Raw genomic sequence first — 23,636 nt, 5'->3', positions numbered from 1 at the left:
ACAGGCAAGGGGCGGGACACGGGCACAGGGGTAAAACCGGCACAGGAGTGGGCCACGGGCGGCCCGGGTGCGGTTACCGGGCGAGCACCCCTCCGTGTTCCACCGCTCCGGACAGGCCCAGCCGCGCCGGGGTCACCGCGGTGACCGGGGGCTGGGTGCCCTCGTCGCTGGAGGCGTCGAACCACACGCCGCCCGAGCCGGCGTTCTCGCCGGGCGCGCCGATCGCCATGTCGGGGTAGCGGTCGCCGTTGTAGTCGCCGGTGGCGACGGCCGCGCCGAACAGGTCGCCCGCCTCCGCCGTACCGGCCACGTCCGTGGAGTTCTGGTTGAAGCCGACGCCGGTCATCGAGCCGTCGGGGCCCGCGGCGAGCCACAGGTAGGCGCCCGCGTCCGCCTCGGTGCCGATGGCCTCGTGGCTGACGCCGACGACCAACTCGTCGCGGCCGTCCAGGTCGAGATCGCCGGTGGCGAGGGCGCCGCCGAAGTTGTCCTCGGGCTCGGCGGTGCCGGGCACGTACGGCGAGGACTGCGTGGTGCACGCGACCGTGCCGCCGAGCGTGGTGTCCCGCTTGCCGTAGACCACGGCGACGGCACCGCCGAGGCGGTCCTCGCAGAAGGTGCCGTCGGTCTCCGGGTTGGGCTGGACCTGGCCGATGGCGAGGTCCGCCGTGCCGTCGCCGTCGAAGTCGCCGGTGGCTATCGCCCCACCGAAGTCCCCGGTGGTCCAGGTTCGCTTCCACTCGCCGGACGCCTTGCTGAGCACATGGGTCCCCGCGATCTCCATGCCCTTGTAGGTCACCGCGAGGTCGTCGCCGCCGTCACCGTCGAAGTCCCCCGTGACCAGAGCCCGGGCGCTGCCGAAGGCGTACCCCTCGACGCGGGAGGTGTCGGTGGCGGAACCCGTGGTGAACGGGCCACGGCGCAGCACTGTCGCGCCGCCCTCCTCGCCTTCGGCGCTCAGGGCGAGGTCCTGGTGGCCGTCCCGGTCGAAGTCGCCGGCGGTGAGCAGCCTGCCGAGCCGCTCGTCCGCCCGGCCCTTGGCGGCGGTGAGGCCGCCCCGGAAGCCGGACGGCGAGCCCCAGACGACGACGGCGGTGCCCTCGCGGCCGGTGCCGGTGTCCGTCAGCCGCTCGCCGGGCGCGGTGACGGCCAGGTCGCTGTAGCCGTCGCCGTTGAGGTCGGCGGCGCTGACCGAGGTGCCGAACAGGTCGCCGGCCTCGGCGGTGCCCGGCACCCCTGAGGTGGACTGGCTGACGCGGGCGGAGCCCGCGGTGCCGAGGCCGTCGGGGCCGCCCCACACCACGTTGACGTAGCCCGCCTGGGCCCGGCCGTCGACGGTGGCCTTCGGCATGCCGACCGCCAGGTCCGCGTATCCGTCGCCGTTGAAGTCGCTCTCGGGGGCGGCGCCGTTGGTGGCTCCGGTGAGGGCACCGGTGGGGTGCGAGGGTGCCGCGGTGGCGGCGCCCTCGGTCGGGCCCGAGGGGGTGAGGACGGCGGCGAGTGCCGCCGCGGTGGCGGTCACGGCCAGGGTGCGTCTGCGCACGAGCTCTCCCGGAAGTGTGGGATCGGTCTTCCGGGGCTTTGACACCCGAGCGGCGCGGAGGGTTGTGGCCGGGTTGCCCGGGGGTGGATGTCAGGTGAACGGACGGGCGGGTGCGGTCAGTTCCGCCACCAGCGGCGCAGCACCCGCTCGGCGGGCTTGCCGTGCGGGGTGTAGGCCAGGCGCCGCTCGGTCTCGCCGCTGTCCGGCCAGTCGTCCCACGTCCACCAGCACACCCCGGCCCACCACGGCCGGCCGTCGAAGGCGGTGAGCAGCGCCTGGTAGGCGGCGGACTGCTCGTCCGGGGCGGCGCGGTCGCTGAGGGTCCAGGAGTACGGCGCGGTGGCGGTGCCCCGCTGGCTGACGTAGCCGGCCTCGGTGAAGAGGATCTTCTTGTCCTGGCGGGCGGCGAACGCGGCGAGTTCGGTGACGATCGGCCGCCAGCCCCCGGCCAGCCGCGCGGGGTCGGTGGTGGGGGTGGCCGCGAGCGGCCAGTAGGCGTCGATGCCGATCAGGTCGAGCGAGTCCCAGAAGCGGACGCGGGCGTACTCGTCGTAGTTGGCGGCGTAGGTCAGCGGGCCGTGGTAGGTCTCGCGCACCGCGGCGATGACCTTCCGCCAGCGGCGGCGGTCGGTGGAGGTGCCGGCCAGTTCGGTGCCGACGGCGAACTGTTCGACGTCCAGTTCCTCGGCCAGCTCGGCGTAGTGGGTGATGAAGCGTCCGTACGCGGTGAACCAGGCGTCCGGGTCGGCGGGCCTGATCCCGGCCCGGTCGCCGCCGTCCACCAGGTCCACATGCGGCTTGAGCATCACCTTCAGCCCGGTGGCGCGGGCCAGGCCGACGATCCGGCGCAGACTGTGGTCGCTCGCCGTCTCCTCGGTGGTGTGGAGGGTGTTCCGCCGTGTCCCGTCCTGGTACCAGGTGGGGGTGAACACCACCCATCGGGCGCCGGTGTCGGCGACCTGGCGCAGAGTGCGCGGGGCCTCGCGCCGGTCGTAGTCGTCGGCGTTCCAGGCGGGCAGGGTGATGCCCCGCACCCGCCCGTCCGGGCCGGCACCGGGAGCGGGGGTGCCGGTGTGGCCGCTCGGGTGTGCGGAGGGCGGGTCGTCCCCGCCCGTCGAGCATCCGGTCAGAACGGCGACGGCGGCGGTCACCGCCGCGGTCACCCGCCTCAGCGCTTTCATCGGGCAGGGCCTTCCTCGGGCGGGGGCCCGGGTGACGCGCGCCGGTCCGGGCCCGCGCGGAGTTCCAGGACGTCACCGTCCCGGCGCGGTGACCAGGACGGGCTCGGCGGGCGGCACGGGCGCCACCGCCACCAACGGCGCCGGACCCGCGAGCGGTACCGGACCGGCAAGCGGTGCCGTACCCACGAGCGGTGCCGGACCGGCAAGCGGTGCCGCATCCGCGAGCGGTGCCGGACCGGCAAGCGGTGCCGCATCCGCGAGCGGTGCCGGGCCCGCAAACGGTATCGGACGCGGTTGCGCCGCCGCGCGCGGCCGCGCGGCCAGGGGCGGTTCCGGGTCGGGCAGGACGGTCGGGGTTCCGTGCGGGGCGCGGGTGAGGAGCACCACGCCGCGCCCGGCCACCGCCGCGCCCAGGCCGGCCAGGGCGACCCCGGCGGGGCCGCCGTGGACGCGCTCCCCGAGCAGGGAGAGCCCGATGGCCGCCGCGGCAAGGGGGTTGGCGAGGGTCAGGACGGCCAGGGGCGCGCCGAGGCCCTCGGTGTAGGCGGTCTGGGACAGCAGGAGTCCGCCCACGGCGAGGCCCGCGACGAGCCCGCCCACGACCGCGAACCGCCAGGTGAGGGCCAGGCCCGCGACCGTCAGCGTCTGGGTGAGCGCCGAGGCGGCCCCGGAGGTGATGCCGGAGGCGGCCGCGTGGCCGAGCCCCCGGCCGCGACGGCCGTGGGTGAGCAGCGCGACCAGGGCCAGCACGCCGGCGGCGACGGCGAGCGCGGCGACGGTGCCGAGCGTGGCGTCGGGCGCGCCGCCGGCGGTGAGCGGCAGCAGCGCGCCGAGGCCGACGAGGGTGAGCGCGGTGCCCAGCCACTCCTCGGGGGTGGCGCGTCGCCCGGCGGCCCTGGCGCCGAGCGGTACGGCGGCGACCAGCGTGAGGGCGCCGAGCGGCTGGACCAGGGTGAGCGGCCCGAACCTGAGGGCGGCCACATGGAGCAGCGCTCCGCCCGAGTTCAGGCCGACGGTGGACCACCAGGCGCCCTGGGCCGGCAGTCGCCGCAGGCCACCGGGGCCGGTGCGGGCGGCGAGGCGCTCCTGTGCGACGGCCGCGGTCGCGTAGGCGACGGCCGACAGGAGTGCGAGCGTGACGGCTATGAGGGTGGCGTTCACGGCATTACCCGGCCCCTTGTGTCCCGACGTGTGTGCGATACATCCACGTATCGATACGCCAGTGTATCGGCACAAGGTCGTATCGATACGCTGGTGTACCGTGTGTTGTGCCGCACAGTCATCTGCGGGAGGAGAGTGCCGAGCCGATGGCAGCGCCGACCGCGGCGGACACCCCCCGCCGCTCGAAGATCAGCCCCGAGCGCGAGCAGGAGATCTTCGACGCCGTCCTCGCCCTGCTGACCGAGGGCGGCTACGAGGCCTGCACCTTCGAGGGGGTCGCCGCCAGGGCCCGGGCGAGCAGGTCCACCCTGTACCGCCAGTGGAAGACCAAGCCCCAGCTCGTCGCCGCCGCGCTGCGCCGCTGCGACCGGCGCATGGCGCTGGACGGCATCGACACCGGCAGCCTCGCCGGCGACCTGAGGGAGGCGGCGCGCGTCGTGGGGCGGGTGTGCGACTCGGACACCACCTTGCTGTACGCGCTGGGCCACGCCGCGCTCAGCGACCCGAGGCTGCTGGAGGCGCTCCACGACGCCCTGTTCTCCAAGGAGGTCTCGGTGCTGGCCGCCATGGTGCGGCGCGGGATCGAGCGCGGCGAGATCCCGGCCGACAGCGCGGCGGCCGAGTTCGTCCCCGCCCAGCTGATCGGCGTGATGCGGGTCAGGCCGCTGCTGGACGGCAAGCCCGCCGACTGCGACTACCTCCTCCGCTTCCTCGACGCGGCCGTCTTCCCCGCGCTCGGCCTGTCCTGAACGCGCCCGGGCCCCGGCCGCGGCCGGTCAGGGAGCCAGATCGCGCAGTTCGAACAGTCGAAATCGGCCACGGCGCGGGTGCCACCCAGGTCCTGGACGCGCACCCCGACGAACGCGCCGGCGAACCGCAGGCGCTCGCCAGCTCGCCGTACGCGCCGTCGTCCGTGAGGACGATGCACAGCACCGCGGTTGCCGTCCTGCCGGTCTTCAGCGCGTCGGCCATTTCCGGGGTGAAGGCAGCCCGGCCCGGCCTTCTTGAAGAGGTCGCTGCACAGCAGATGCCGAGCCCGCCGATGTCGGTGCGCAGGCCCATCACGTCGGCGGCGCCGCGGTTCGCCGCGAGCTGGGCGACCAGCTTCTTCGGCAGGTCGGCATTTCCCGCTTGCGAATACGGGATGTCGAAGGTTTCGGTACGCATGGACCGGCCGGCGGGCCATGACGGGCTCATCCGGCGGGCAAGGTCCTCGGTACGGATCCTCGTCGGCAGATCGGAACGGTTCGCATGAGTGGCACGACTCGGTCGCAGCAGTGGTACGCCGGAGACTCCCGCGACGCCTTCATCCACCGCGCCTGGATGCGGCGCGGGCTCCCCGACCACGCCTTCGACGGGCGGCCGCAGATCGTCATCTGCAACACCTGGTCGGACCTCACGCCGTGCAACAGCCACTTCCGGGAGATCGCCGAGCATGTGAAGCGCGGCGTGTGGGAGTCGGGCGGGGTGCCGCTGGAGCTTCCGGTGCCGTCGCTGGGCGAGACCCTGCTGCGCCCGACCGCGATGTTCTTCCGTGACCTGGCCGCCATGGTGGTCGAGGAGCTCATCCGGGCCAACCCCGTGGACGGCGTGGTCCTGCTGGGCGGCTGCGACAAGACGGTGCCCTCGCTGCTCCTGGGGGCCGCGTCGGTGGATCTGCCCACCCTGATGGTCACCGGCGGGCCCATGCTGAACGGCTCGTGGCAGGGGCGCCCGCTGGGGTGCGGCACGGGGGTGTGGGAGCTGAGCGAGGAGGTACGCGCCGGCCGGATGCCGCGCTCGGACCTGCGGCGCGCGGAGTCCGCGATGATCCGCAGCCGCGGCCACTGCAACACGATGGGCACCGCGTCCACGATGGCGTGCGTCGCCGAGGCGCTGGGCATGACGCTGCCCGGGAACGCGGGCCTCCCGGCGCCCGACAGCCGCTTGCTGGAGCTGTCGCACGCGGCGGGCAACCGCATCGTGGAGATGGTCGGCGAGGACCTCCGCCCGAGCGCCGTGCTGACCCGCGAGGCCCTGCTGAACGCGGTGCGCGTGGTGGCCGCCATCGGCGGTTCCACCAACGCGGTCGTCCATCTGCTGGCCCTCGCCCGCCGGGTCGGCGTGGACTTCGCCCTGGAGGACATCGACCGCGCGGGCCGGGACATCCCCCTCCTCGCCAATGTGCAGCCCGCCGGGGCCCATCTGATGGAGGACTTCCACCGGGCCGGCGGGCTGGACGCGGTGCTCGGTCAGATCAAGGACCGGCTGGAACCGGCCGTCACCGTCTCCGGCCGTCCCCTCACCGACCAGATCTCCGGCCACCCGAGCGCCGACCTCACCGTCATCCGCACCGCCGACGAGCCGATCGCGCGGCATGCCGGGCTCGCCGTGCTCCGCGGCAACCTCTGTCCCGACGGCGCGGTCATCAAGCCCGCCGCGGCCACCCCCGAGTTGCTGCGCCACCGGGGCCGGGCCGTGGTGTTCGACGGCATCGAGGACTTCCACGCCCGGATCGACGACCCCGGGCTCGACGTGGAGCCGTCGGATGTGCTGGTCCTGCGCGGCTGCGGGCCGCGCGGCTACCCGGGCATGCCGGAGGTGGGGAACATGCCGCTGCCTCCGAAGGTGTTGCGCGCCGGGGTGCGCGACATGGTCCGGATCAGCGACGCGCGGATGAGCGGCACCGCCTTCGGCACCGTGGTCCTGCACATCGCCCCGGAGTCCGCGGCGGGCGGGCCGCTGGGGCTGGTCCGGTCGGGCGACTGGATCGAGCTGGACGTGGAGCGGCGGGTGCTGAGGCTGGACGTGCCGGAGGAGGAACTCGCCGAGCGGCAGCCGGTGACCGCCGCCGCCCCGCCCGCGGAGAGCGGGTGGGAGCACATCTACCGGGCCCATGTCGAACAGGCCGACCGGGGCGCCGGTCTGGACTTCCTCGCCGGTACCCGCGGCTCCTTCGTCGCGCGCGAGTCCCACTGACCGCCCGCGCCCGCCCGCGCCCGTCCGGGTCAGCGGGCGAGGCGGGCGGCGATGCCGTCGAGCACCCAGTCGAGGCCGGTGTCGAAGGCGGCGTCCGGGTCGGTGTCCCCACCCTCCCGGACGGCCTCGGCCACGGTGGGGTACCGGCCGGTGGCCAGCATCCGCTCGATGTACGGGCCGAAGGCCCTCTGCCACTGCCGCTCGTTCAGGCCGGTGGCCCGCTCGGCGCGCGCCTCGGCGCTCTCCTTCCGGATCGCCCCGATCACGTAGGAGCTCACCGTCTCGAGGGCGCGCAGCACCGTGTCGATGTCGTCGAAGCCGGGGGCGCCGCGCAGCGCGGCCAGTGATGCCTCGAGGTTGGCCAGTTCCTCGGGGCCGAGGTGCGGCCGCCCGCCGAGCAGCTCGGCGAACCACTCGTGCCGCAGCGCGGCGCGCCTGGTGTGGTGCGCGAGGGACCGCAGGGCGGCGCGCCAGTCCCCGCCCGCCGGCTCGGGCCGCGGAATCTCTCCGTACACCGCGTCCACCATGAGGTCCAGGAGTTCCTCCTTGGTGGCCAGATAGCGGTACAGCCGCATCGGGCCGGCGTCGAGCGCGGCGGCGACCTTGCGCAGCGAGACCGCCTCCAGCCCTTCCGCGTCGGCGAGTTCAATCGCGGCCTTGACGATCCGGGCCCTGCTCAGCGGGGAGGGCGCCGGGCGGCTGGGCGGCTCGGGCCGTTCCCAGACGAGGGTGGGCTCGCCGTCACCGGCATCTTCGCGCAACGCCTTGGCTCCTCGTTCTTCCCTGGTGTCTCCGCGGTTCTTCCACGCCGCCGCGGGGTCGCCCGCGGGCCGCGGGGACAACGATACGCCCGTTTTATCGATACGCCGTATCGCACAATACGTCGCATCGACAGTGACACCGGTTCGGCATCTGGCCCCGCGGCTCGCGTTTCCCCAGGCTGTTAGGTTGGCACGGCTTGTTAGGCATACGGAGGAGAAAGACGTGCGCAAGGCGGTATACATGGTGGTCACCACGGCCGTCGCGGGCCTCGTGCTCAGCGGCTGCGGCGGTGGGGACGACACGAAGGCGGACCCGAAGCCGAGCGGTGCGACCACCGCGGCCGGGCAGAAGTCCCCGAGTTCGAAGCCGCCGGCCGAGCGCACCCTGATCGAACGGGCGGCCGGGTCCTGGAAGTCCATCGTCAAGGCGGACGACAACGGCCTGGAGACGCTGACGATCGCCGACGGCAAGGTCACCGCCAAGGGGCCGAAACTCGACTGCACCGGCCCGCTGAAGGAAGGCCGGAAGGCGGGCGAGGAAGCGCCCACCCTGACGCTGACCTGCAAGGGCGGCGGCGACGGGGGCCGGGGCGTGGGCACGCTCAAGATGAAGGGCGACGACAAGCTGGCGATCGGCTGGGCGGGGCCCGAAGGCGGTTACGGCGGCCCCGTGGACAGCTTCCGCAGGGTCGGCGGCTGAGCCCTCGGCGCTCCAATCCCCTTGGCGGCGGGTCGCGTTGGGTCCGCCGCCAAGAGTTGCGAGGCACCCCCACGGGGCCGCCGGGTGGGATAGGCTTTCGATCTCCGGTCCCCCAGGCGCCGACAACCGCAGAACGGACAGCAATGGACGCGACATCCCCCGTTCATCTCGCCCCCGAGCCGACCGACCTCCACGGTGTCGAGGGCGCTGCCCTACGGGCCGCGGGCCCGGTCGCCACGGTGGCGCTCCCCGGCGGAGTGGTGGTCAAGGCCGTCACCACCCGGGAAGGGGGTGCCCAGGTGCTGACCGACCAGCGGTTCTCCAAGAGCATCCGGCACTGGGGCGCCCACCGGCGCGGGGAGATCCCCGCGGAGTGGCCGCTGCTGTTCATCCTCGAGGGCGAGGGGCTGCTCAACATCGACGGCGAGCCCCACCGCCGGCTGCGGCTGCCCATCCAACGGGCCTTCTCCCCGCGCCGGGTGCGGGACCTGCGCCCGCGCATCGAGGCGGTCACCCACCGGCTGCTGACCGCCTTGGACGATGTGGCGCCCGGTCAGGAGATCGACCTGCAGGCCCGTTTCGCGCTTCCCCTTCCCCTGGACGTCATCTGCCATCTGCTCGGCGTGCCCGAGGACGGAGGGCTGCGCGACGAGTTGCACGAGCTGTCGGCGGCCGCGATGAGCAGCGACGCCGCGGCCGAGGAGATCCAGCGCACGATCGCGGAGCGCTTCCCGGCCACCCTGATGTCGATGATCGAGCGCAAGCGCGCCCGCGGCGACCGGGAAGACCTGACGATGGACCTGGTCGAGGCCATGGACCAGGGGGAGCTGACGGTGGCGGAGGTGATCGGCAATCTGGTGGTCACCGTCATCGGCGGCCACGAGACCACCGTCAACCTGATCTGCCACGCGGTACGGGGGCTGCTGGAGCACCCCGAGATCCTGGCCGCCGCCCGGGCCCGGCAGGAGGCGGGCGAGAACCCGTGGCCCGAGGTGGTGGAGGAGGTCCTGCGCTGGGAGTCCCCGGTGCGCGGCCTGATGTTCCGCTACGCCACCGAGGACGTCGCCCTGGAGGGCGGCGGCGTGGTCCGCGAGGGCGAGGCCGTGCTCCTCCCGCTGGCGAACCTCAACCGCTGCCCCCACGCCTTCGCCGAGCCCGACCGGTTCGACCCCGACCGCCCGGACGCCGCCCGCCACCTCTCCTTCGGTGTGGGCGCCCACCGCTGCCCCGGCGCGTCCCTGGCCAAGGCGGAGGCGGAGATCGCGCTGCGGCGGCTGTTCGAGGCCTACCCCGACATCGCCCTCGCCCCGAGGCCCGCGCCGCGCGCCCCGTCGCTGGGCATGAACAGCTACCGGGAACTGCCCGTCATCCTGCGCCCCGTTACCGCCTGAGCGGCGCCATCTGCCGAACCGCACCCCCGGGACGCCGAGCGGCGCCTCGGGGGATCCGCCGGTGGACCTGGTCCTCAGCGGTCGACCGGGCCGGTGCGCCGGGACTGATCGGCTACGAAGTCCTGGGGCCGGTCCAGTCGGCCGCCACATGGCCGATGCGGACCCGCTGCGGGTGGTCCCCGACCGCGACGGACACGACCTTCCTGCCCGTCGCGAAGTCGATCGCGGTGACCTGGTCGGCGCCGCTCTCGGAGACGATGCAGGACTTTCCGTCGCCGCTGACCGTCGCCCAGTACGGCTTGGAGGTCGGGACCAGCGGGCCCTCCTGGAAGGACGTCCGGTCGACGACGGTCGCGTAGTCGTCCATCGTCCCGGCGACGCACAGCTTGGTCCCGTCCGGGCTCATCGACAGTCCGTGGTGGCGGGAGTCGTTGACCCAGGTGGTGCGGTCCTCGCTGGTGGCGGGGTTCTTCGGGAGGGTCTTGGCCCGGGTGATCCGGTCCGTGGCCACGTCGTACTCCAGGAACCCGTTGAAGAAGGACACCTGGAAGTAGAGCTTGGACTCATCGGGCGTGAAGGCCACCGGCCGGACGGCGTCGGACAGGTCCTTGCGGCCGAAGGCGTCCAGCCGGTCGCGCATGTCGATGACCTTGACCTGCTTGTAGGTGTCCGCGTCGACCACCGTGATCCGCCGGTCGCCCTTCGTCCAGTCCATCGAGGGGTCGTCCAGGGCGGTGTTGACCTCGCCGATCGACATGTTCCACAGGTACTTACCGCCGTCGGTGAAGACGTTCTCGTGGGGCTTGTCACCGGTGGCGAACGACCCGAGCTGTTTCCCCGTCTCGATGTCCAGCACATGCACGGTGTTGGAGGTGGAGGCGGACACCGCGACGCGCTTGCCGTCCGGGGAGACCGCCATGTGGTCGGAGCGGAATCCCGAGACCGGGAAGCGCCACCTGATCTTGCCCGTGGCGAGGTCGATGGACACCACGTCGGCGAAGCTCGGACGGGAGACCACGATGGCCGATCCGTCCGGGGTCGAGTACATGTCGTCGACGAACTGGTCGTGCCCCTCCCCCGGCCCCGACCTGATCCCGAGGAAGAACGCGAGCTTGATGGGGTTGAGGTAGATCTCCGTGAGCCGCTGGTCCTTGTCCGGTATGACGTTGATCCGGCCGATCCCGGCGAGGTCGCCGCTGGACTTGATGACGTCGGCCGTGCCGTCCCAGTTGTTGCCCACGAACATCACCTCCCGCAGCCCGGTGACACCGGCGCGGGTGTCGCCCGACGCCTTCGCCGGCTGGGCGGCGAGGGCCCCGGCGGAACCGGCGGTGGCCAGCGCCACGGTGGCGGCGAGGGAGACGATGGTTCGTGCCGGTCCCCGGCGCCGGGGGCCGCTCAGGGAGAACACTCGCCGGGCACGCCGCCCGGCCGCGCAGACAGGCATGGTGGTTCCTTCCAGATGGCGGGGGAACACCCCTTACGAGCGCAGTCGTGAACATGGCAACGCGCTGCCTACTGGAAAGTAATGAAGCGGGATGCAACCCACAAGAGCCGGGTGCGAAAAAATGACACGCTTTCAACTTCACCCTCGGTGCGGCCGGTCACGGGCCGCGCCGAGGGCGAGTCGCGCGTCAGCCGTCCGTGGGCCGGACGGTGTTCATGATCTTGTCGATCTCGGCCGCCGTCAGCGCGTGGGGCACGCCCTGGTCCGCGTAGATGACCCAGCCGTGCATGGTCCCGTCGGGCAGCTTCTGCGCGATGCTGTGCACGACGGCCTTCGGCGGGACACAGGGGCTCGGCCGGTGGGTGACCGTGACCTCGGCGGTCGCGGTGTAGCCGTCGATGCCGTTGCGCTTCCACGGCTTGGCCCGGCTCACCTCGATCCCGGGCTTGTGGTCCGCGCCGCCGTAGGCGACGAAGCCCCAGTTGCCCGCCCAGTTGCGGGCGTTCTCCTGGAGGGTGCCGTCCGTGCCCCCGCCGGTGGTGCCGACCGTGGCGAGCTGACCCTTGCCCGCCTCACCGAACGCCTTGGGGTTGGGAGCCGACGCGCAGCCGCCCTCGCGGTAGTTGGCGGCGCCGGTCATCACGACGATCGGCTTGCCGTTCTTGTCGGTGTAGGAGAGGGAGACGTCCGGGTCGAGCACCTTCCACCGCTCGGCCTTGGCCGGCACGTCGTAGCGGAAGTGGTGTTCGTCCCGGGTCTGCGTCTGCCACCCCGCGACCAGCGGCTTGTCGGCCGCCGGGCTCGCCGGGGCGGAGGAGGAGCCGGACTCCCCGGTGGACGGCGCCTTCGACGACGGGGCCGGCTTCGTGGCGCGGGCGCCGTCGTCCTGGCTCCCGCCGGAGTCGTCGCACCCGCTCAGCACCAGAGCCACGCCGATGCCGACGGCCGCGATCAGGGTCTTCCGGCTCCGGCGGGACGGCGCCGTGACGGGCCGCCGACGCGGGAGGACGTACGGGGAACTGTGGTGCCAGGACATGGCCCGCACCCTATCGGAGCCGGGCTTCCGCCCCTTCAAGGGGAGGGCGGCCGGTGCCCGCCCGGGGCATCACTTGACGCTACTTCAGACGGATCATTACATTCGGTACGGTCGAAGGCTCCGTGGAGCCCGGCACCGCGAGCGACGCACCCAGCCGGTAACGGATGTCCCCCATCACCAATCCGGCGTCGGTCGCCAGGATCGAGGTCCGAGGCGGGGTCAGCGTCCACCACACGGGAAAGCACATGTCTCTCCGCAGCTCCTTCTCCCCCCGTCGGCCGCTGACAGGCGCGGTGCTGGTGTCGCTGATCGGCATCGTCGCCCTCTTCATCGTCATCGTCATCGCGCACGCGGGGCCGGAGCGGACCACGCGGGAGACGAAGAAGGCCACCAAGGCCCCGGACGCCACCGCGTCACCGCGGGCCGACCGGGCCGCCCCGCCCGACGGCGTCAAGCTTCCCCCGGCCGACGGCTCCAACTTCGACTACCAGATCAACGAGCCCTACGACCCGCCCTCCGGAGTGGAGATCGTCAGCAGGGACCGCGAGGCCCCTCCCGCGCCCGGCCTCTACAACATCTGCTACGTCAACGCCTTCCAGGCGCAGCCGGACGCCCAGGACGACTGGGACCCCGACCTGCTCCTCAGGGACGCGGACGGCGAGGTGGTGATGGACGAGGACTGGGGCGAGGCGCTCCTGGACATCGGCACCGCGGACAAGCGGCGGCGGATCGCGGACACGGTCGGGGACTGGATCGACGGCTGCGCCGAGGCCGGCTACCAGGGCGTCGAGCCGGACAACTACGACAGCTACACCCGGTCCCGGGACCTGCTCACCGAGGACGACGCCATGGCCTTCATCGCGCTGCTGGCCGACCGCGCGCACGCGGCGCACCTGGCGATCGGCCAGAAGAACACCCTGGAGCTGGCCTCGCACCGCGAGGAGCTGGGCCTGGACTTCGCCGTCGCCGAGGAGTGCGGCGAGCAGAGTCCCCCCGAGTGCGACGACTACGCCGAGGCCTTCCCGGCCGTCATCATGATCGAGTACAAGGACTCCGGGCTCCGGACCGCCTGCGCCGGCCGGGAGCGGCCCGACTCGGCGGCGAACGTGGCCATCGTCCGCCGTGACCTGGACGTGTCCGCGCCGGACGGCGACGGCTACGTGCGCGAGACGTGCGACTGACGCATCACCGCCGCGCTACGCCCCCCTACGCCCCGCCGCGCTACGCCCCTACGCCCCGTCCGGTACGGGGAACAGCAGGCAGCTGCTGGTGGCGTGGGCCAGCCGGCGGTCGTCCGTGTCGTACAGCTCGGCCTGGGCCAGCGCGGTGCGGCGGCCCGCGCTGAGCACGGTGCCCACCGCGCGCACCTTCCCGGTGTGGACGGTGATCGGGCGCAGGAACTTCACGGTCAGGTCGAGCGAGGTGTACGCGACGCCACGCGGGAGGGTGGAGTGCACCGCGCACCCCGCGGCGGAGTCCAGCAGGGTGGCGTACACCCCGCCGTGGACACTTCCGATGGGGTTGTAGTGTTCCTCGCCCGGCTCCAGGGAGAAGACCACCCGACCGTGTTCCGCCTCTTCGAGGGCGAGGCCGAGGGTGGCGGCGATCGGTGGCCCCGGCACCCGGCCGGCGGCCATGTCCCGCAGGAACTCCAACCCGCTGCCGCCCGCGGCGGCCGCGGCCGGGAGCGCCGGGTCCTCCCATGTGTACGTGCGTGACCTGCTCATCGCCCGCCCCCTTCCCCTCTGACTTCGCAGAGCGAAGCTAGCCAGCCGCGATACCGGCTGTCAACGTCCGGCCGGCTGCCTACGATGGCGCCATGGACTGGCTCGAGGTCGACTCCGAGGACTGCTCGATCCGGCGCGCTCTGGAGGCCGTCGGGGAGAAGTGGACACTGCTGATCCTGCGCGACGCCGCCAACGGGGTGCGCCGCTTCGACGACTTCCACCGCCATGTCGGACTGTCCCAGGCGGTGCTGGCCGACCGGCTGCGCAAGCTGGTGGCGTCCGGGATCCTGCGGACCACCCCGTATCGCGAGCCAGGCAGCCGGACCCGGCACGAGTACCGGATGACCCGCAAGGGCTGGGACCTGTGGCCGGTCCTGGTGGCCCTGATGCAGTGGGGTGACGCCTACGCGGCCGGCCCCGACGGCCCGCCCCTGCGGCTGCGGCACAGGGACTGCGGCGCCCCGGTCCGCGCGGCCGTGGTCTGCTGCGCCGAGGAGACGCCCGTGGAGCCCTCGCGGGTACACGTCGAGTTCGGCCGCGCGGCCCCGGCCGGGCCGGCGTCCCCGGCGCGGACGGCCGTGCGCGAGCCGGCCTCCCCGGGAGCGTGACGCGTGGACGTGATTTCGGGACACCGGGTCCGGCTGCGCCCCGCCGTGCGGGCGGACATGCGGCGCTTCCGCGAGATCCTCGCGCACCCGGACGTCGCCCGCTGGTGGGGAGACCCGGACGAGCAGGCCGCAGAGGCCTGCGCGCCGCCGGAGGACATCCGCAGCTACGCCATCGAGTACGAGGGCTCGGTCGTCGGCATCATCCAGTCCTGCGAGGAACCCACCCCCGACTACCGGCACGCCGGCATCGACATCGCCGTCCACGCTGACTGGCACGGCCGGGGCATCGGCGCGGACGCCATCCACGCCCTGGCGTGCCATCTGCTGGACGTCGACGGACACCACCGGCTCACCATCGACCCGGCCGCGGACAACGAGCGCGCGATCCGCCTCTACCGGCGCCTCGGTTTCCGCCCGGTGGGCGTCATGCGCCAGTACGAGCGGCGCCGGGACGGCACCGTGCGCGACGGGCTGCTGATGGACCTGCTCGCCGGCGAACTCGTCCCGCCGCGGCGGCGCTGACCGTCCGGGAGACCGGCCGGCCCGGTACCGCCGCCGGCCGCCCGGGACACCTGCCGGGCGCCGCCGCGGCGACGGGTGTAAGCAGGAGATATGCGCGCTCGGCAGCCCCCTCCCGTCCGTCCGGTCGTCAGCCGGCGGTGGAACAGGGCGCTGCTCGCCATCCCCCTCGCCCTCATCGTCGTGATCACGGTGATCGACGCGCAGACACCCGAGAGCATCCACCTGGGCCCGTTCCTGATCGCGGCGCCCGCGATCACCGCCTCGTTCGCCGGTGCCGCCACCACCGGCGCGATCGGGGCCCTCGCCCTGGTGGCCCAGGTGGTGATCAGCGTGCTGCACGGCGGTCTGATGACCGCGAACCACCAGGCGCAGCTCGGCACCCTCCTGGTGATCTCGGTGCTGGTGACGGTCTTCCGCCTCGTGGCCGACCGGCACCAGCGGCGGCTGATCCAGGTGCGCTCGGTGGCCGTGGCGGCACAGGAGGTGCTGCTGCGGCCGCTGCCCGACCGCATCGGGCCGCTGCGGATCGCCTCGGTCTACCTCGCGGCCGAGGAGGAGGCCCAGATCGGCGGGGACCTGTACGCGGCCGTGGCCACCGAGGAGGGGACCCGGCTGGTCATCGGCGATGTCCGCGGCAAGGGGCTGTCCGCCGTCGGGGACGCGGCGGTGCTGATCGGCGCCTTCCGCGGCTCCGCGTACCGCAATCTCTCGCTGCCCGCCGTGGCGGTGCACCTGGGCAACGCCATGCGCTGGAACTGGGAGCACGGCGGCAGGGACGACCATCACACCCAGGAGTCGTTCGTGACCGCCCTGGTGCTGGACGTCTACGAGGACCGCCCGCTCGCCGCGATGGTCAACTGCGGGCACCCCTGTCCCCTGCTGCTGCGGGACGGGAAGGTCCACCAGGTCGACCTCGGTGAGCCCGCGCTGCCGCTGGGGCTGGCTTCGGCGTCCGAGAGCGACTACCACGCCGAGACCCGCGACTTCCTGGACGAGGACCTGCTGTTGCTCTACACCGACGGCCTCATCGAGGCGCGGGACGCCACCGGCGCCTTCTACCCCCTCTGCGACCGCGTCGCGGCCTGGACGGGCGACAATCCGGAGTCGCTGGCGCGCTACCTCCACGACGACCTGCTCCGGCACACCGGGGGGCATGTCAACGACGACGCGGCCATCGTCGTGCTCGCCCGCTGCCCCGAGCCACGCGCCCCCTGACCGGCCGGGCGCGGGCCGGGGCGGTGCCCGGCGGGGGCGGTGCGCGGCGGGGCGGTGCGCCGCGGGGGAGGGTGATCACCCGTGCTGATCGCCTCCGTAGAGTGTGGGCCATGTCGGAGGACTCGCCCCTGATCCAGAGCCTGCGGGCGGCCGTCGCGGCGGCGCCCGGTGACGTACCGCTGCGGCTGCACCTCGCGGAACTCCTGCTGACCGCGGGACGGAACGACGCGGCGGTCGCGGAGGTGGCCGTCGCGCTGCAGCACGCGCCGGGCGACCCGCAGGCGCGGGAGCTGATGGCCCGCGCGATGGGGGCGCCCGCGCTGCCCCGGCAGAGCGAGCAGAGCGCGCCGCCCCCTCCCGCCCAGGCCCCTCCCACCCGGACGCCTGCCGCCCACGCGCCCACCGGCACACCGCCCGGCGCCACGCCGCCCCCGGCCCCGGCCGCGCCGACGGGGCCCTCCGCGCCCCGCGGGGGTTTCGACTGGCGGGCCGCCGAGGAGCAGGTCGGCGACGCGGTGCCGCCCCGGTTCGTCGAGGCCCCGCTCACCGTGGACGGCGGCGGGGACCCCGGTGGGGCGTCCGCCTGGGAGGTGGACGCGCCCGGCGCCGTACGGCTGGCGGACGTCGGCGGCATGCGGGAGGTCAAGGAGCGGCTGGAGGCCGCCTTCCTCGCGCCGATGCGCAACCCCGAGCTGCGCAGGCTGTACGGGAAGAGCCTGCGCGGCGGGCTGCTGCTGTACGGCCCGCCCGGCTGCGGCAAGACCTTCATCGCCCGCGCGGTGGCCGGGGAACTGGGCGCCGCCTTTCTGTCGGTGTCCATCAACGACGTGCTCGACATGTGGATCGGCAACTCCGAACGCAACATGCACGAGGTGTTCGCCACCGCGCGCCGCCAGGCCCCCTGCGTGCTGTTCCTCGACGAGCTGGACGCCCTCGGCGGCAAGCGCGGCCGCACCCAGAACAGCGGCATGCGCAACACGGTCAACCAGCTGCTGACCGAGCTGGACGGCGTCGACGCCCCGGCCAACGACGGCGTGTTCGTGCTCGCGGCCACCAATCTCCCGTGGGACGTCGACCTCGCCCTGCGCCGCCCCGGACGGCTGGACCGCACCATCCTCGTGCTGCCGCCCGACGCCCCCGCGCGCGAGGCGATCCTCCGCTACCACCTGCGCGACCGCCCCATCGAGAACGTCGACCTGGGCAGGCTCGCCAAGGCCACCGACGGGCTGTCGGGCGCCGACCTGGCCCATGTGTGCGAGTCCGCGGCCGAGACGGCGCTGCTCGACTCGGCGCGCACCGGCACCGTGCGCATGATCGGCATGAAGGACCTGATGGACGCGGCGAAGTCCGTCGCCCCGTCCACCGAACCGTGGTTCGCCGCCGCTCGCAACGTGGCCATGTTCGCGAACGAGGGCGGCATGTACGACGACCTGCTCGCCTATCTGAAGAAGAGGCGGAAGCTGTGACCTCGCACCCGGCCGTCGAGCAGGCCGACGCGCTCATCGACCTGAAGCGGTACGACCAGGCCGCCGCCCTGCTGGGCCGCCGCCTGGCCCAGGACCCCGAGGACATCCGCGCCTGGGTGAAGCTCGGCCGCTGCCAGGTGGCGGCCGGCCAGGCGGAGCAGGCGCTGGCCACGCTCGGTGAGGCGCTCCGGCGCGCCCCCGAGGACATCGGCGCGCTGTACATGTACGCCCAGGCGCTGCGCCGCGCGAGCCACCTGGAGCAGGCCGAGCGCTGGCGGAAGGCGGAGGACGCGCTGCGCCAGGTGCTGCGCGTCGACCCGCGGAACGGCTTCGCGCACGCCCTGCTCGCCGAGTTCCTGATGTACTACCCCACCCGTCGCGCGGAGGCCGTGGAACTGGCCAGGGAGGCGGTGCGACTGGCCCCGGAGAGCGTGGAGGCGTACGAGGCGCTGTGGCGGTCGGCCGGCGCCGCCCAGGATGTCGAGACGTACCGGTGGGCGCTGCGCGAGGTGCTCCGCCTGGACCCGACCAACGGCCAGGCCCTGTATCTGGTGAGCTCGCAGGAGGCCGACAAGCCGGGCACCACGGCCGCGCGGGCCGCCGAGGTGTACGCCGACGCGCTCGCCGCGGTCCCCGACAGCCCCGGGCTGCGCCGGGACCTGGACCGCGCCACCTACCGGCTGCTGCGCGGCACCCGCTGGCTGGCGCTGATCTGCCTGGCGGCCGCGGGCGTCATGGTCGACCTGTTCCCGCAGGAGGGCGAGGAGGCGCGGGACCTGCCGGTGCCGCTCGGCAATCGGCTGTGGGTGCTGGTCCCGATGGCGGCGGTCTGGGCCTTCGGCGCCTGGCGCCGCTACCGGGGGCTGCGCGCCGGCGTCCGGCTGAACGTCCGGTCCCTGGTGCGACGCGGCCGCTGGGCCCGCGTCGTGCTCGGCCAGGCGGCGTGGGCGATGCTCTGCGCCCTGGTGATCTCGCAGGTGCCGTGGACCGGGCGCACCGTGCCGCAGATCCTCTTCTGGGCCGGTCTGGTGCCCACCCTGGCCACGATCTGGTTCGACCGGAAGAAGACGAGCTGAGCCGCCGCCGACCGCGGCCGCCGGCTCCCACCGGCGGCTGCGGTACGGTCCGCGTCGGCCCTGCCCATACTGGACAGGGGACGAAGAGCACGTGCGCACGCAGGAAGGGTGAAGGACATGGCCACTGGGCCGGACCCGCATCTGTCAATGGTCCGCGACGTCAGCCCGCGCACGCCCGAGGGCTGTGAGGAGTGTCTGCGCCTGGGGTCCCCCTGGGTGCATCTGCGGCTCTGCCTGACCTGCGGCCACGTCGGCTGCTGTGACTCCTCTCCGAACCGGCACGCCCGCGCCCATGCCCACGACGAGGAGCACCCGGTGATGGCGTCGATGGAGCCGGGTGAGGACTGGCGCTGGTGCTTCGTGCACGAGGCGCTGGTCTGAGGGCCGCCCGGCGGCCCGGCGGTCCTGTTCCGTAACGCCCCGGCCGGGGGTGGCCCGGGGGTCAGGGGCGCGGTCCGACGGTGGTGGCGCCGTCGCGGATGGTGATCGCCAGCGCGGGGCAGGAGTCCGCCGCGTCCAGCACCCGCTCCTCCTCCGGGACCTCCTCGGCCAGCGGACGGGCGTGCTCCGCGTCGAGCGCGAACAGGTCGGGAGCGATTCCGGCACACATGCCGGAGGCCATGCACCGGCTCCCGTCGATCTCCGCCTTCCAGGTCATCTCCGCTCACCATCCGATCGGCATGACGCGCGGCCCGCGCACCAGCATGCGGTCCTTCCACTCCACGTCCCCGGCCACGTGCAGCCCGGGGAAGCGGGTGATCAGCGCGCCGAGCGCCTCCTGGAGCTCCAGCCGGGCCAGGGGCGCCCCGAGGCAGTGGTGCACGCCGTGGCCGAAGCCGAGGTGCTGGGTGGCGGGGCGGGCCACGTTCAGGGTGCCCGGCCGGTCGAACCGCAGCGCGTCGCGGTTGGCCGAGCCGACGGCGACGAGGACGGGCTCCCCCGCGCGCACCAGGGTGCCGCCCACCTCGATGTCCTCGGTCGCGTAGCGGGGCTGGGAGGCGCCCGAGCCCAGCGGGACGAAGCGCAGCAGCTCCTCGACCGCGCCGTTCAGCAGGGCGGGCTCCTCGCGCAGGCGCTTCAGCTCGGCGGGGTGTTCCAGGAGCGTCAGCACGAAGTTGGGGATCTGGGTGGCGGTGGTCTCGTGCCCGGCCACCAGGATGGCGACGCACAGGTCGATGAGTTCCAGCTCGGACAGCCGGTCGCCGGCGTCGCGGGCCTCGATGAGCGAGGTCATCAGGTCGTCGCGGGGCGTGGCGCGGTGGTCCTCGATCAGCCCGGCCATGTAGGCGCGCAGTTCGTCGCGGTTGCGGTCGAACTCCTCGGCGCTCAGGGAGCTGGTGGACAGCGCGGCGTCGCTCCAGGTCCGGAACTTGGGCCGGTCCTCCTCCGGCACCCCGAGCAGCCGGCAGATGACCCCGACCGGGATGGGCAGGGCGTAGCGGTCGACCAGGTCGGCGGGCGGCCCGGCGGCCTCGAGATCGTCGAGCAGCCCTTGGGCCAGCCGGCGCACCGACGGCCGGAGCTTCTCCACCTGGTGGACGGTGAACGCCTTGGCCACGAGGGTGCGCAGCCGGGTGTGGTCGGGCGGGTCCATGGTCAGGATGCCGCTGTTCCGCCGGCCCTCGGACTGCCGGGGCTCGTCGTGGTGGGCCGCCTCGGCGCGGCTGAAGCGCCGGTCCCCGAGCACCAGCCGGGCGTCCGCGTAGCGCGTGACGAGCCAGGCGGGCTCGCCGTACGCCATGCGCACGCGCAGTAATCCGGGCCGGTTCCTGGCCTCCTGGTACGCCTCGCTGAGCCCCAGGCCCTCGGAGGAGTTGAAGGGGTACGCGATCGCCTCCGGCTGCGCGTCCGTCTCCGCTGTGGTCACCGTGACCTCCCTTGCGTAAGCACGTGCTTACAAAGCTAGGAGTGGCTCCTTGGTACGGTCAACGGCCCGTTTGCGCCGTTGATCGGACGGTCCGGCGGGGGGATCGCGGGAAGCGGAGGAGAGGGGTGTCGGGATGGGTGCGAGCACGTCCGAGGGGCGGCGGCGGGACGCGCAGGGCACGCGGCTGCGGCTGTTGGAGGCCGCGTCCGCGCTGTTCGCCGAGCGGGGTTACGAGCGGGCGACGGTGCGTGACATCGCGGACCGGGCGGGGGTGAACCAGGCGCTGCTCTTCCGCTATTTCGGCTCGAAAAGAGCGCTGTTCGGCGAGGTGGTGGCGCACGACGGGGAGGAGCAGCTGCGCCACACGGCTCCGGACGAGCTGCTGGAGGCCGCCCTGCGCGGGCTGCTGGGGCACCGGGGGAAGGAGCGGGGGAACCGCGCGCTGGCGACGCTGTTGCGCTCGGTGGGCAGCGGTGACGAGATCGGTACGGCGGTGCGCGCGGTCAGCGACGACTACGCGCGGGTGCTGGCGTCGCTGAGCGACGCCGACAACCGGGCGCTGCGGGCGGATCTGGCGCTGTCGTGGATGCTGGGCATCGGCATGATGCGGGTGGTCGTGGGCAAGGAGCCGCTGGCCGACGCCGCCCCGGAGGAGGTGTGCGGGCTGGTCCTGCCGGCCCTCCGCACCCTGCTGGACGGCCCGCCCGAGGACCCGGAGCAGTCGCCGCGGCATATATCGGCGAGCAGCGAAACGTCGGCGGTCTAGCGTTCTGCCATGAGGAATTCGTGCGAGGGCACCGTATGACGCCCCTGGAGATGGTCGCCGTCTGTGGGGCGGGCGTCAGCGCCGGCGCGGTCAACTCGGTCGTCGGCTCGGGCACCTTGATCACCTTTCCGGTGCTGCTCGCGACCGGCCTGCCCCCCGTCACCGCGACGGTCTCCAACGCGCTCGGGCTGATCCCCGGGTCCGTCAGCGGGGCCATCGGCTACCGGCGCGAACTCGGCGGCCAGCGGCGGCGCATCCTGAAGCTCGGGGTCGGCGCCCTGCTGGGCAGCGTCACCGGCGCCGCGCTGCTGCTGGCCCTGCCCGCGGCGGCGTTCGAGACGGTCGTCCCCGTCCTGGTGGGCCTGGCCCTGGTGCTGGTGGTGCTTCAGCCCGTGATCGGCGCGAAGGTGCGCCGCCGCCGGGAGCGGACCGGCCGCCCGGCCCGCCGCGACGGTGGCCCGGCGCTGTTCGTCGGCCTGATGCTCGCCAGCGTGTACGGCGGCTACTTCGCCGCCGCGCAGGGGATCATCTACGTGGCGCTGATGGGCATGCTCCTCGACGAGCCCCTGCAGCGCCTCAACGCCGCCAAGAACGTCCTCGTCGCCGTGGTCAACGCGGTCGCCGCGCTGTTCTTCCTCTTCGTCGCGGAGTTCGACTGGACGGCCGTCGCGCTGATCGCCGTCGGCTCCGCGCTCGGCGGCCAGATCGGCGCCCGCGCGGGCCGCCGGCTGCGCCCGGCGGTCCTGCGCGCCCTGATCGTGGCGGTCGGCACGGTGTCCATCGCCCAGATGCTGCTCGGCTGACCCGGCGGCCTCGTCGGCCCGCGGCCGGGACGGCGGGGGCGGTGGGGGCCGGCGGCGACGCTCAGAGGGTGGTACGGCGGCGGGCCGCCACCACGGCGCCGCCGGCGAGCGCGGCGGCCGCGACGACGGCGCTGAAGACGGTGGTCCCGGTGGACAGCCCGACCGCGTCGCTGAGGTATCCGACCGCGACGGGCAGCAGTCCGGCGGGGAGGTAACCGCCGACGTTGAGCGCGGCGTTGGCCTCGGCCAGCCGGGCCGCCGGCACCCGGGCGCTGATCAGCGTCAGCCCGCCCAGCTGCCCCATCCCCTGGCCGGCGCCGGCCAGGACCGCGGCGAGCGCCAGCAGCGGGGTGGCGGACAGGTGGACGGCCAGCGCCAGGGAGGCCATGGCCCCCACGGTCGACACGGCTCCGGCGGACAGGATGGCGGCCACCTTCAGCCGTCGCACGGCGAACTGGACCGCCGTGGCGGCGGTGAACATCACGAAGGCGGTGGCTCCGGCGACCACCCGGTTCGAGGTGCCGAGCAGGTCGGCCAGCAGCGAGGGGCCGAGCGACAGCACGAACGAGGTGGAGGTGATGCCCGGGGCGAACACCGCGATCCCCAGCAGCAGATGGACCCGGTTGGCGCGCGGCACGGACGGCACCCGCACCCAGGCCCCGGACCGGGGACCGGCCGGGCGCGGCAGCGGCATGCGCACCACCACCAGTACCGCGAGCGCCAGGAGCGCGATCTCCACCACGAACACGGTGACCGTGGGGCCGGGCAGGGCCTCGGAGAGCACACCGGCCAGCAGCGGGCCGAGCCCCGCGCCCAGGACCATGGCCGTGGAGGCGAGCAGCGCGGCGAGACGCCTGCGCTCGGGCCCCGCGACGTCGGCCACGGCCGCCATGCCCGCCGACACGATGGCGCCCACCGCCACGCCGCTGAGCAGCCGGGCGATCGCCAGGGCGGCGATCGAGCCGGCGGTCGCGAAGAGCACGCTGGCCACGATGCCCATCGCCAGCGCCGGCAGCAGGACCGGCTTGCGGCCGACCCGGTCCGAGACCACCCCGGCCACCAGCAGGGCGGCCAGCAGCCCCACGATGTAGCAGGCGAAGACGACGGTCAGCATCCCGGAGGAGAACCCGAGCCTCCGCTGCCACAGCACGTACAGCGGCGTCGCCGTGTTGGACAGGATGAACACGGCGGTCACCGGCCATGCCGCGAGCCAGACCTCCCGGCGCGGCGGGGGTTCGGCCGCGGTGGCCGGCGGCGCGTGCCGCCCGGGCGCCGCCGTCGCCACGGGGCTCTCGGTGTGCTGGGTGCTCCGCATGGACCCTCTCCTCCGCGCCGCACGGGAACGTGCGGCACGAGAGACGTGCCGCACGAGACCCGCTGTACGAGAAAACTCGAACCACTAGTACGA

The 23,636-nt window shown here is 73.7% G+C and carries 24 protein-coding genes; 14 read left to right on the top strand and 10 right to left on the bottom strand.

The genetic code is table 11. From position 1 onward, the window contains the following. Positions 1-73: 73 nt before the first annotated feature. The 3 genes from ABFY07_RS10030 to ABFY07_RS10020 form a co-directional block, all read right to left on the bottom strand. Entirely contained in the window at positions 74-1,543 is a 1,470-nt protein-coding gene (locus ABFY07_RS10030; protein WP_346174135.1) for an FG-GAP and VCBS repeat-containing protein, read from the bottom strand. Between the two features lie 116 nt (positions 1,544-1,659). Then, a complete protein-coding gene (locus tag ABFY07_RS10025; protein WP_346174134.1) occupies positions 1,660-2,724 on the bottom strand; it encodes a glycoside hydrolase family 113 in 1,065 nt (354 codons plus the stop codon). A 72-nt stretch (positions 2,725-2,796) separates the two neighbouring features. Further along, entirely contained in the window at positions 2,797-3,885 is a 1,089-nt protein-coding gene (locus ABFY07_RS10020) for a DMT family protein (protein WP_346174133.1), read from the bottom strand. Positions 3,886-4,031: 146 nt separating this feature from the next. Here ABFY07_RS10020 and ABFY07_RS10015 point away from each other — a divergent pair, with 146 nt between their 5' ends. The 3 genes from ABFY07_RS10015 to ABFY07_RS10005 all read left to right on the top strand — a co-directional run bounded on the left by ABFY07_RS10015 (position 4,032) and on the right by ABFY07_RS10005 (position 6,843). Continuing rightward, positions 4,032-4,634 (top strand): TetR/AcrR family transcriptional regulator, encoded by a 603-nt coding sequence (locus ABFY07_RS10015; protein ID WP_346174132.1) that lies wholly within the window; start codon positions 4,032-4,034, stop codon positions 4,632-4,634. Positions 4,635-4,807: 173 nt separating this feature from the next. Then, on the top strand, positions 4,808-5,140 hold the full coding sequence (locus ABFY07_RS10010) for a hypothetical protein (protein WP_346174131.1): 333 nt from the start codon (positions 4,808-4,810) through the stop codon (positions 5,138-5,140). Beyond that, a complete protein-coding gene (locus ABFY07_RS10005) occupies positions 5,137-6,843 on the top strand; it encodes an IlvD/Edd family dehydratase (protein ID WP_346174130.1) in 1,707 nt (568 codons plus the stop codon). The genes ABFY07_RS10010 and ABFY07_RS10005 overlap by 4 nt, the downstream gene beginning before the upstream one ends. 29 nt (positions 6,844-6,872) lie before the next feature. On the opposite strand, the gene ABFY07_RS10000 is transcribed toward ABFY07_RS10005, so the two are convergent. Continuing rightward, a complete protein-coding gene (locus ABFY07_RS10000) occupies positions 6,873-7,604 on the bottom strand; it encodes a TetR/AcrR family transcriptional regulator (RefSeq protein ID WP_346174129.1) in 732 nt (243 codons plus the stop codon). A gap of 223 nt (positions 7,605-7,827) precedes the next feature. Here ABFY07_RS10000 and ABFY07_RS09995 point away from each other — a divergent pair, with 223 nt between their 5' ends. Next, positions 7,828-8,304: a hypothetical protein gene (locus ABFY07_RS09995; RefSeq protein WP_346174128.1), complete on the top strand. Its 477-nt coding sequence runs from the start codon at positions 7,828-7,830 to the stop codon at positions 8,302-8,304. A 143-nt stretch (positions 8,305-8,447) separates the two neighbouring features. Further along, on the top strand, positions 8,448-9,695 hold the full coding sequence (locus ABFY07_RS09990; RefSeq protein ID WP_346174127.1) for a cytochrome P450: 1,248 nt from the start codon (positions 8,448-8,450) through the stop codon (positions 9,693-9,695). A gap of 112 nt (positions 9,696-9,807) precedes the next feature. On the opposite strand, the gene ABFY07_RS09985 is transcribed toward ABFY07_RS09990, so the two are convergent. Then, positions 9,808-11,142, bottom strand: coding sequence for an outer membrane protein assembly factor BamB family protein (locus ABFY07_RS09985; protein ID WP_346174126.1), 1,335 nt, complete (start codon positions 11,140-11,142; stop codon positions 9,808-9,810). Positions 11,143-11,329: 187 nt separating this feature from the next. Further along, positions 11,330-12,178 carry a DUF8017 domain-containing protein gene (locus ABFY07_RS09980; protein WP_346174125.1) on the bottom strand — a complete coding sequence of 283 codons (849 nt, stop codon included), beginning with the start codon at positions 12,176-12,178 and terminating at the stop codon, positions 11,330-11,332. 245 nt (positions 12,179-12,423) lie between these two features. Between ABFY07_RS09980 and ABFY07_RS09975 the strand changes: the two genes are divergently transcribed. Further along, positions 12,424-13,359 carry an endo alpha-1,4 polygalactosaminidase gene (locus ABFY07_RS09975; protein WP_346174124.1) on the top strand — a complete coding sequence of 312 codons (936 nt, stop codon included), beginning with the start codon at positions 12,424-12,426 and terminating at the stop codon, positions 13,357-13,359. Between the two features lie 48 nt (positions 13,360-13,407). On the opposite strand, the gene ABFY07_RS09970 is transcribed toward ABFY07_RS09975, so the two are convergent. Next, positions 13,408-13,905 (bottom strand): PaaI family thioesterase, encoded by a 498-nt coding sequence (locus ABFY07_RS09970; protein ID WP_076972021.1) that lies wholly within the window; start codon positions 13,903-13,905, stop codon positions 13,408-13,410. A 92-nt stretch (positions 13,906-13,997) separates the two neighbouring features. Between ABFY07_RS09970 and ABFY07_RS09965 the strand changes: the two genes are divergently transcribed. The 6 genes from ABFY07_RS09965 to ABFY07_RS09940 all read left to right on the top strand — a co-directional run bounded on the left by ABFY07_RS09965 (position 13,998) and on the right by ABFY07_RS09940 (position 19,173). Continuing rightward, positions 13,998-14,513 (top strand): winged helix-turn-helix transcriptional regulator, encoded by a 516-nt coding sequence (locus tag ABFY07_RS09965; protein ID WP_346174123.1) that lies wholly within the window; start codon positions 13,998-14,000, stop codon positions 14,511-14,513. Between the two features lie 9 nt (positions 14,514-14,522). Further along, positions 14,523-15,035, top strand: coding sequence for a GNAT family N-acetyltransferase (locus ABFY07_RS09960; RefSeq protein WP_428836902.1), 513 nt, complete (start codon positions 14,523-14,525; stop codon positions 15,033-15,035). 90 nt (positions 15,036-15,125) lie between these two features. Then, positions 15,126-16,250: a PP2C family protein-serine/threonine phosphatase gene (locus tag ABFY07_RS09955; RefSeq protein WP_346174121.1), complete on the top strand. Its 1,125-nt coding sequence runs from the start codon at positions 15,126-15,128 to the stop codon at positions 16,248-16,250. Positions 16,251-16,360: 110 nt separating this feature from the next. Beyond that, positions 16,361-17,716, top strand: coding sequence for an ATP-binding protein (locus ABFY07_RS09950; RefSeq protein ID WP_346174120.1), 1,356 nt, complete (start codon positions 16,361-16,363; stop codon positions 17,714-17,716). Further along, a complete protein-coding gene (locus ABFY07_RS09945) occupies positions 17,713-18,792 on the top strand; it encodes a tetratricopeptide repeat protein (RefSeq protein WP_346174119.1) in 1,080 nt (359 codons plus the stop codon). The genes ABFY07_RS09950 and ABFY07_RS09945 overlap by 4 nt, the downstream gene beginning before the upstream one ends. Before the next feature lie 117 nt (positions 18,793-18,909). Next, positions 18,910-19,173: a UBP-type zinc finger domain-containing protein gene (locus ABFY07_RS09940; RefSeq protein WP_346174118.1), complete on the top strand. Its 264-nt coding sequence runs from the start codon at positions 18,910-18,912 to the stop codon at positions 19,171-19,173. Between the two features lie 61 nt (positions 19,174-19,234). Here ABFY07_RS09940 and ABFY07_RS09935 read toward each other — a convergent pair whose 3' ends face one another. Both ABFY07_RS09935 and ABFY07_RS09930 read right to left on the bottom strand, forming a co-directional pair. Next, a complete protein-coding gene (locus ABFY07_RS09935; RefSeq protein WP_346174117.1) occupies positions 19,235-19,450 on the bottom strand; it encodes a ferredoxin in 216 nt (71 codons plus the stop codon). 6 nt (positions 19,451-19,456) lie between these two features. Next, positions 19,457-20,659, bottom strand: a complete 1,203-nt coding sequence (locus ABFY07_RS09930; RefSeq protein WP_346174116.1) for a cytochrome P450 — start codon at positions 20,657-20,659, stop codon at positions 19,457-19,459. A gap of 133 nt (positions 20,660-20,792) precedes the next feature. On the opposite strand from ABFY07_RS09930, the gene ABFY07_RS09925 reads away from it, so the two are divergent. Together ABFY07_RS09925 and ABFY07_RS09920 are read left to right on the top strand one after the other, a co-directional pair. Further along, the gene (locus ABFY07_RS09925) at positions 20,793-21,425 is read left to right on the top strand and encodes a TetR/AcrR family transcriptional regulator (protein ID WP_346174115.1); all 633 of its coding nucleotides are present in this window, start codon (positions 20,793-20,795) and stop codon (positions 21,423-21,425) included. A 35-nt stretch (positions 21,426-21,460) separates the two neighbouring features. Further along, on the top strand, positions 21,461-22,228 hold the full coding sequence (locus tag ABFY07_RS09920) for a sulfite exporter TauE/SafE family protein (protein WP_346174114.1): 768 nt from the start codon (positions 21,461-21,463) through the stop codon (positions 22,226-22,228). A gap of 61 nt (positions 22,229-22,289) precedes the next feature. Here ABFY07_RS09920 and ABFY07_RS09915 read toward each other — a convergent pair whose 3' ends face one another. Beyond that, positions 22,290-23,543: an MFS transporter gene (locus tag ABFY07_RS09915; RefSeq protein WP_346174113.1), complete on the bottom strand. Its 1,254-nt coding sequence runs from the start codon at positions 23,541-23,543 to the stop codon at positions 22,290-22,292. Positions 23,544-23,636: the final 93 nt, after the last annotated feature.

The organism is Streptomyces sparsogenes subsp. cuspidosporus, from assembly GCF_039532705.1.
Classification (GTDB): domain Bacteria; phylum Actinomycetota; class Actinomycetes; order Streptomycetales; family Streptomycetaceae; genus Streptomyces; species Streptomyces sparsogenes.
This window is presented reverse-complemented; position numbering and strand designations above follow the sequence as displayed.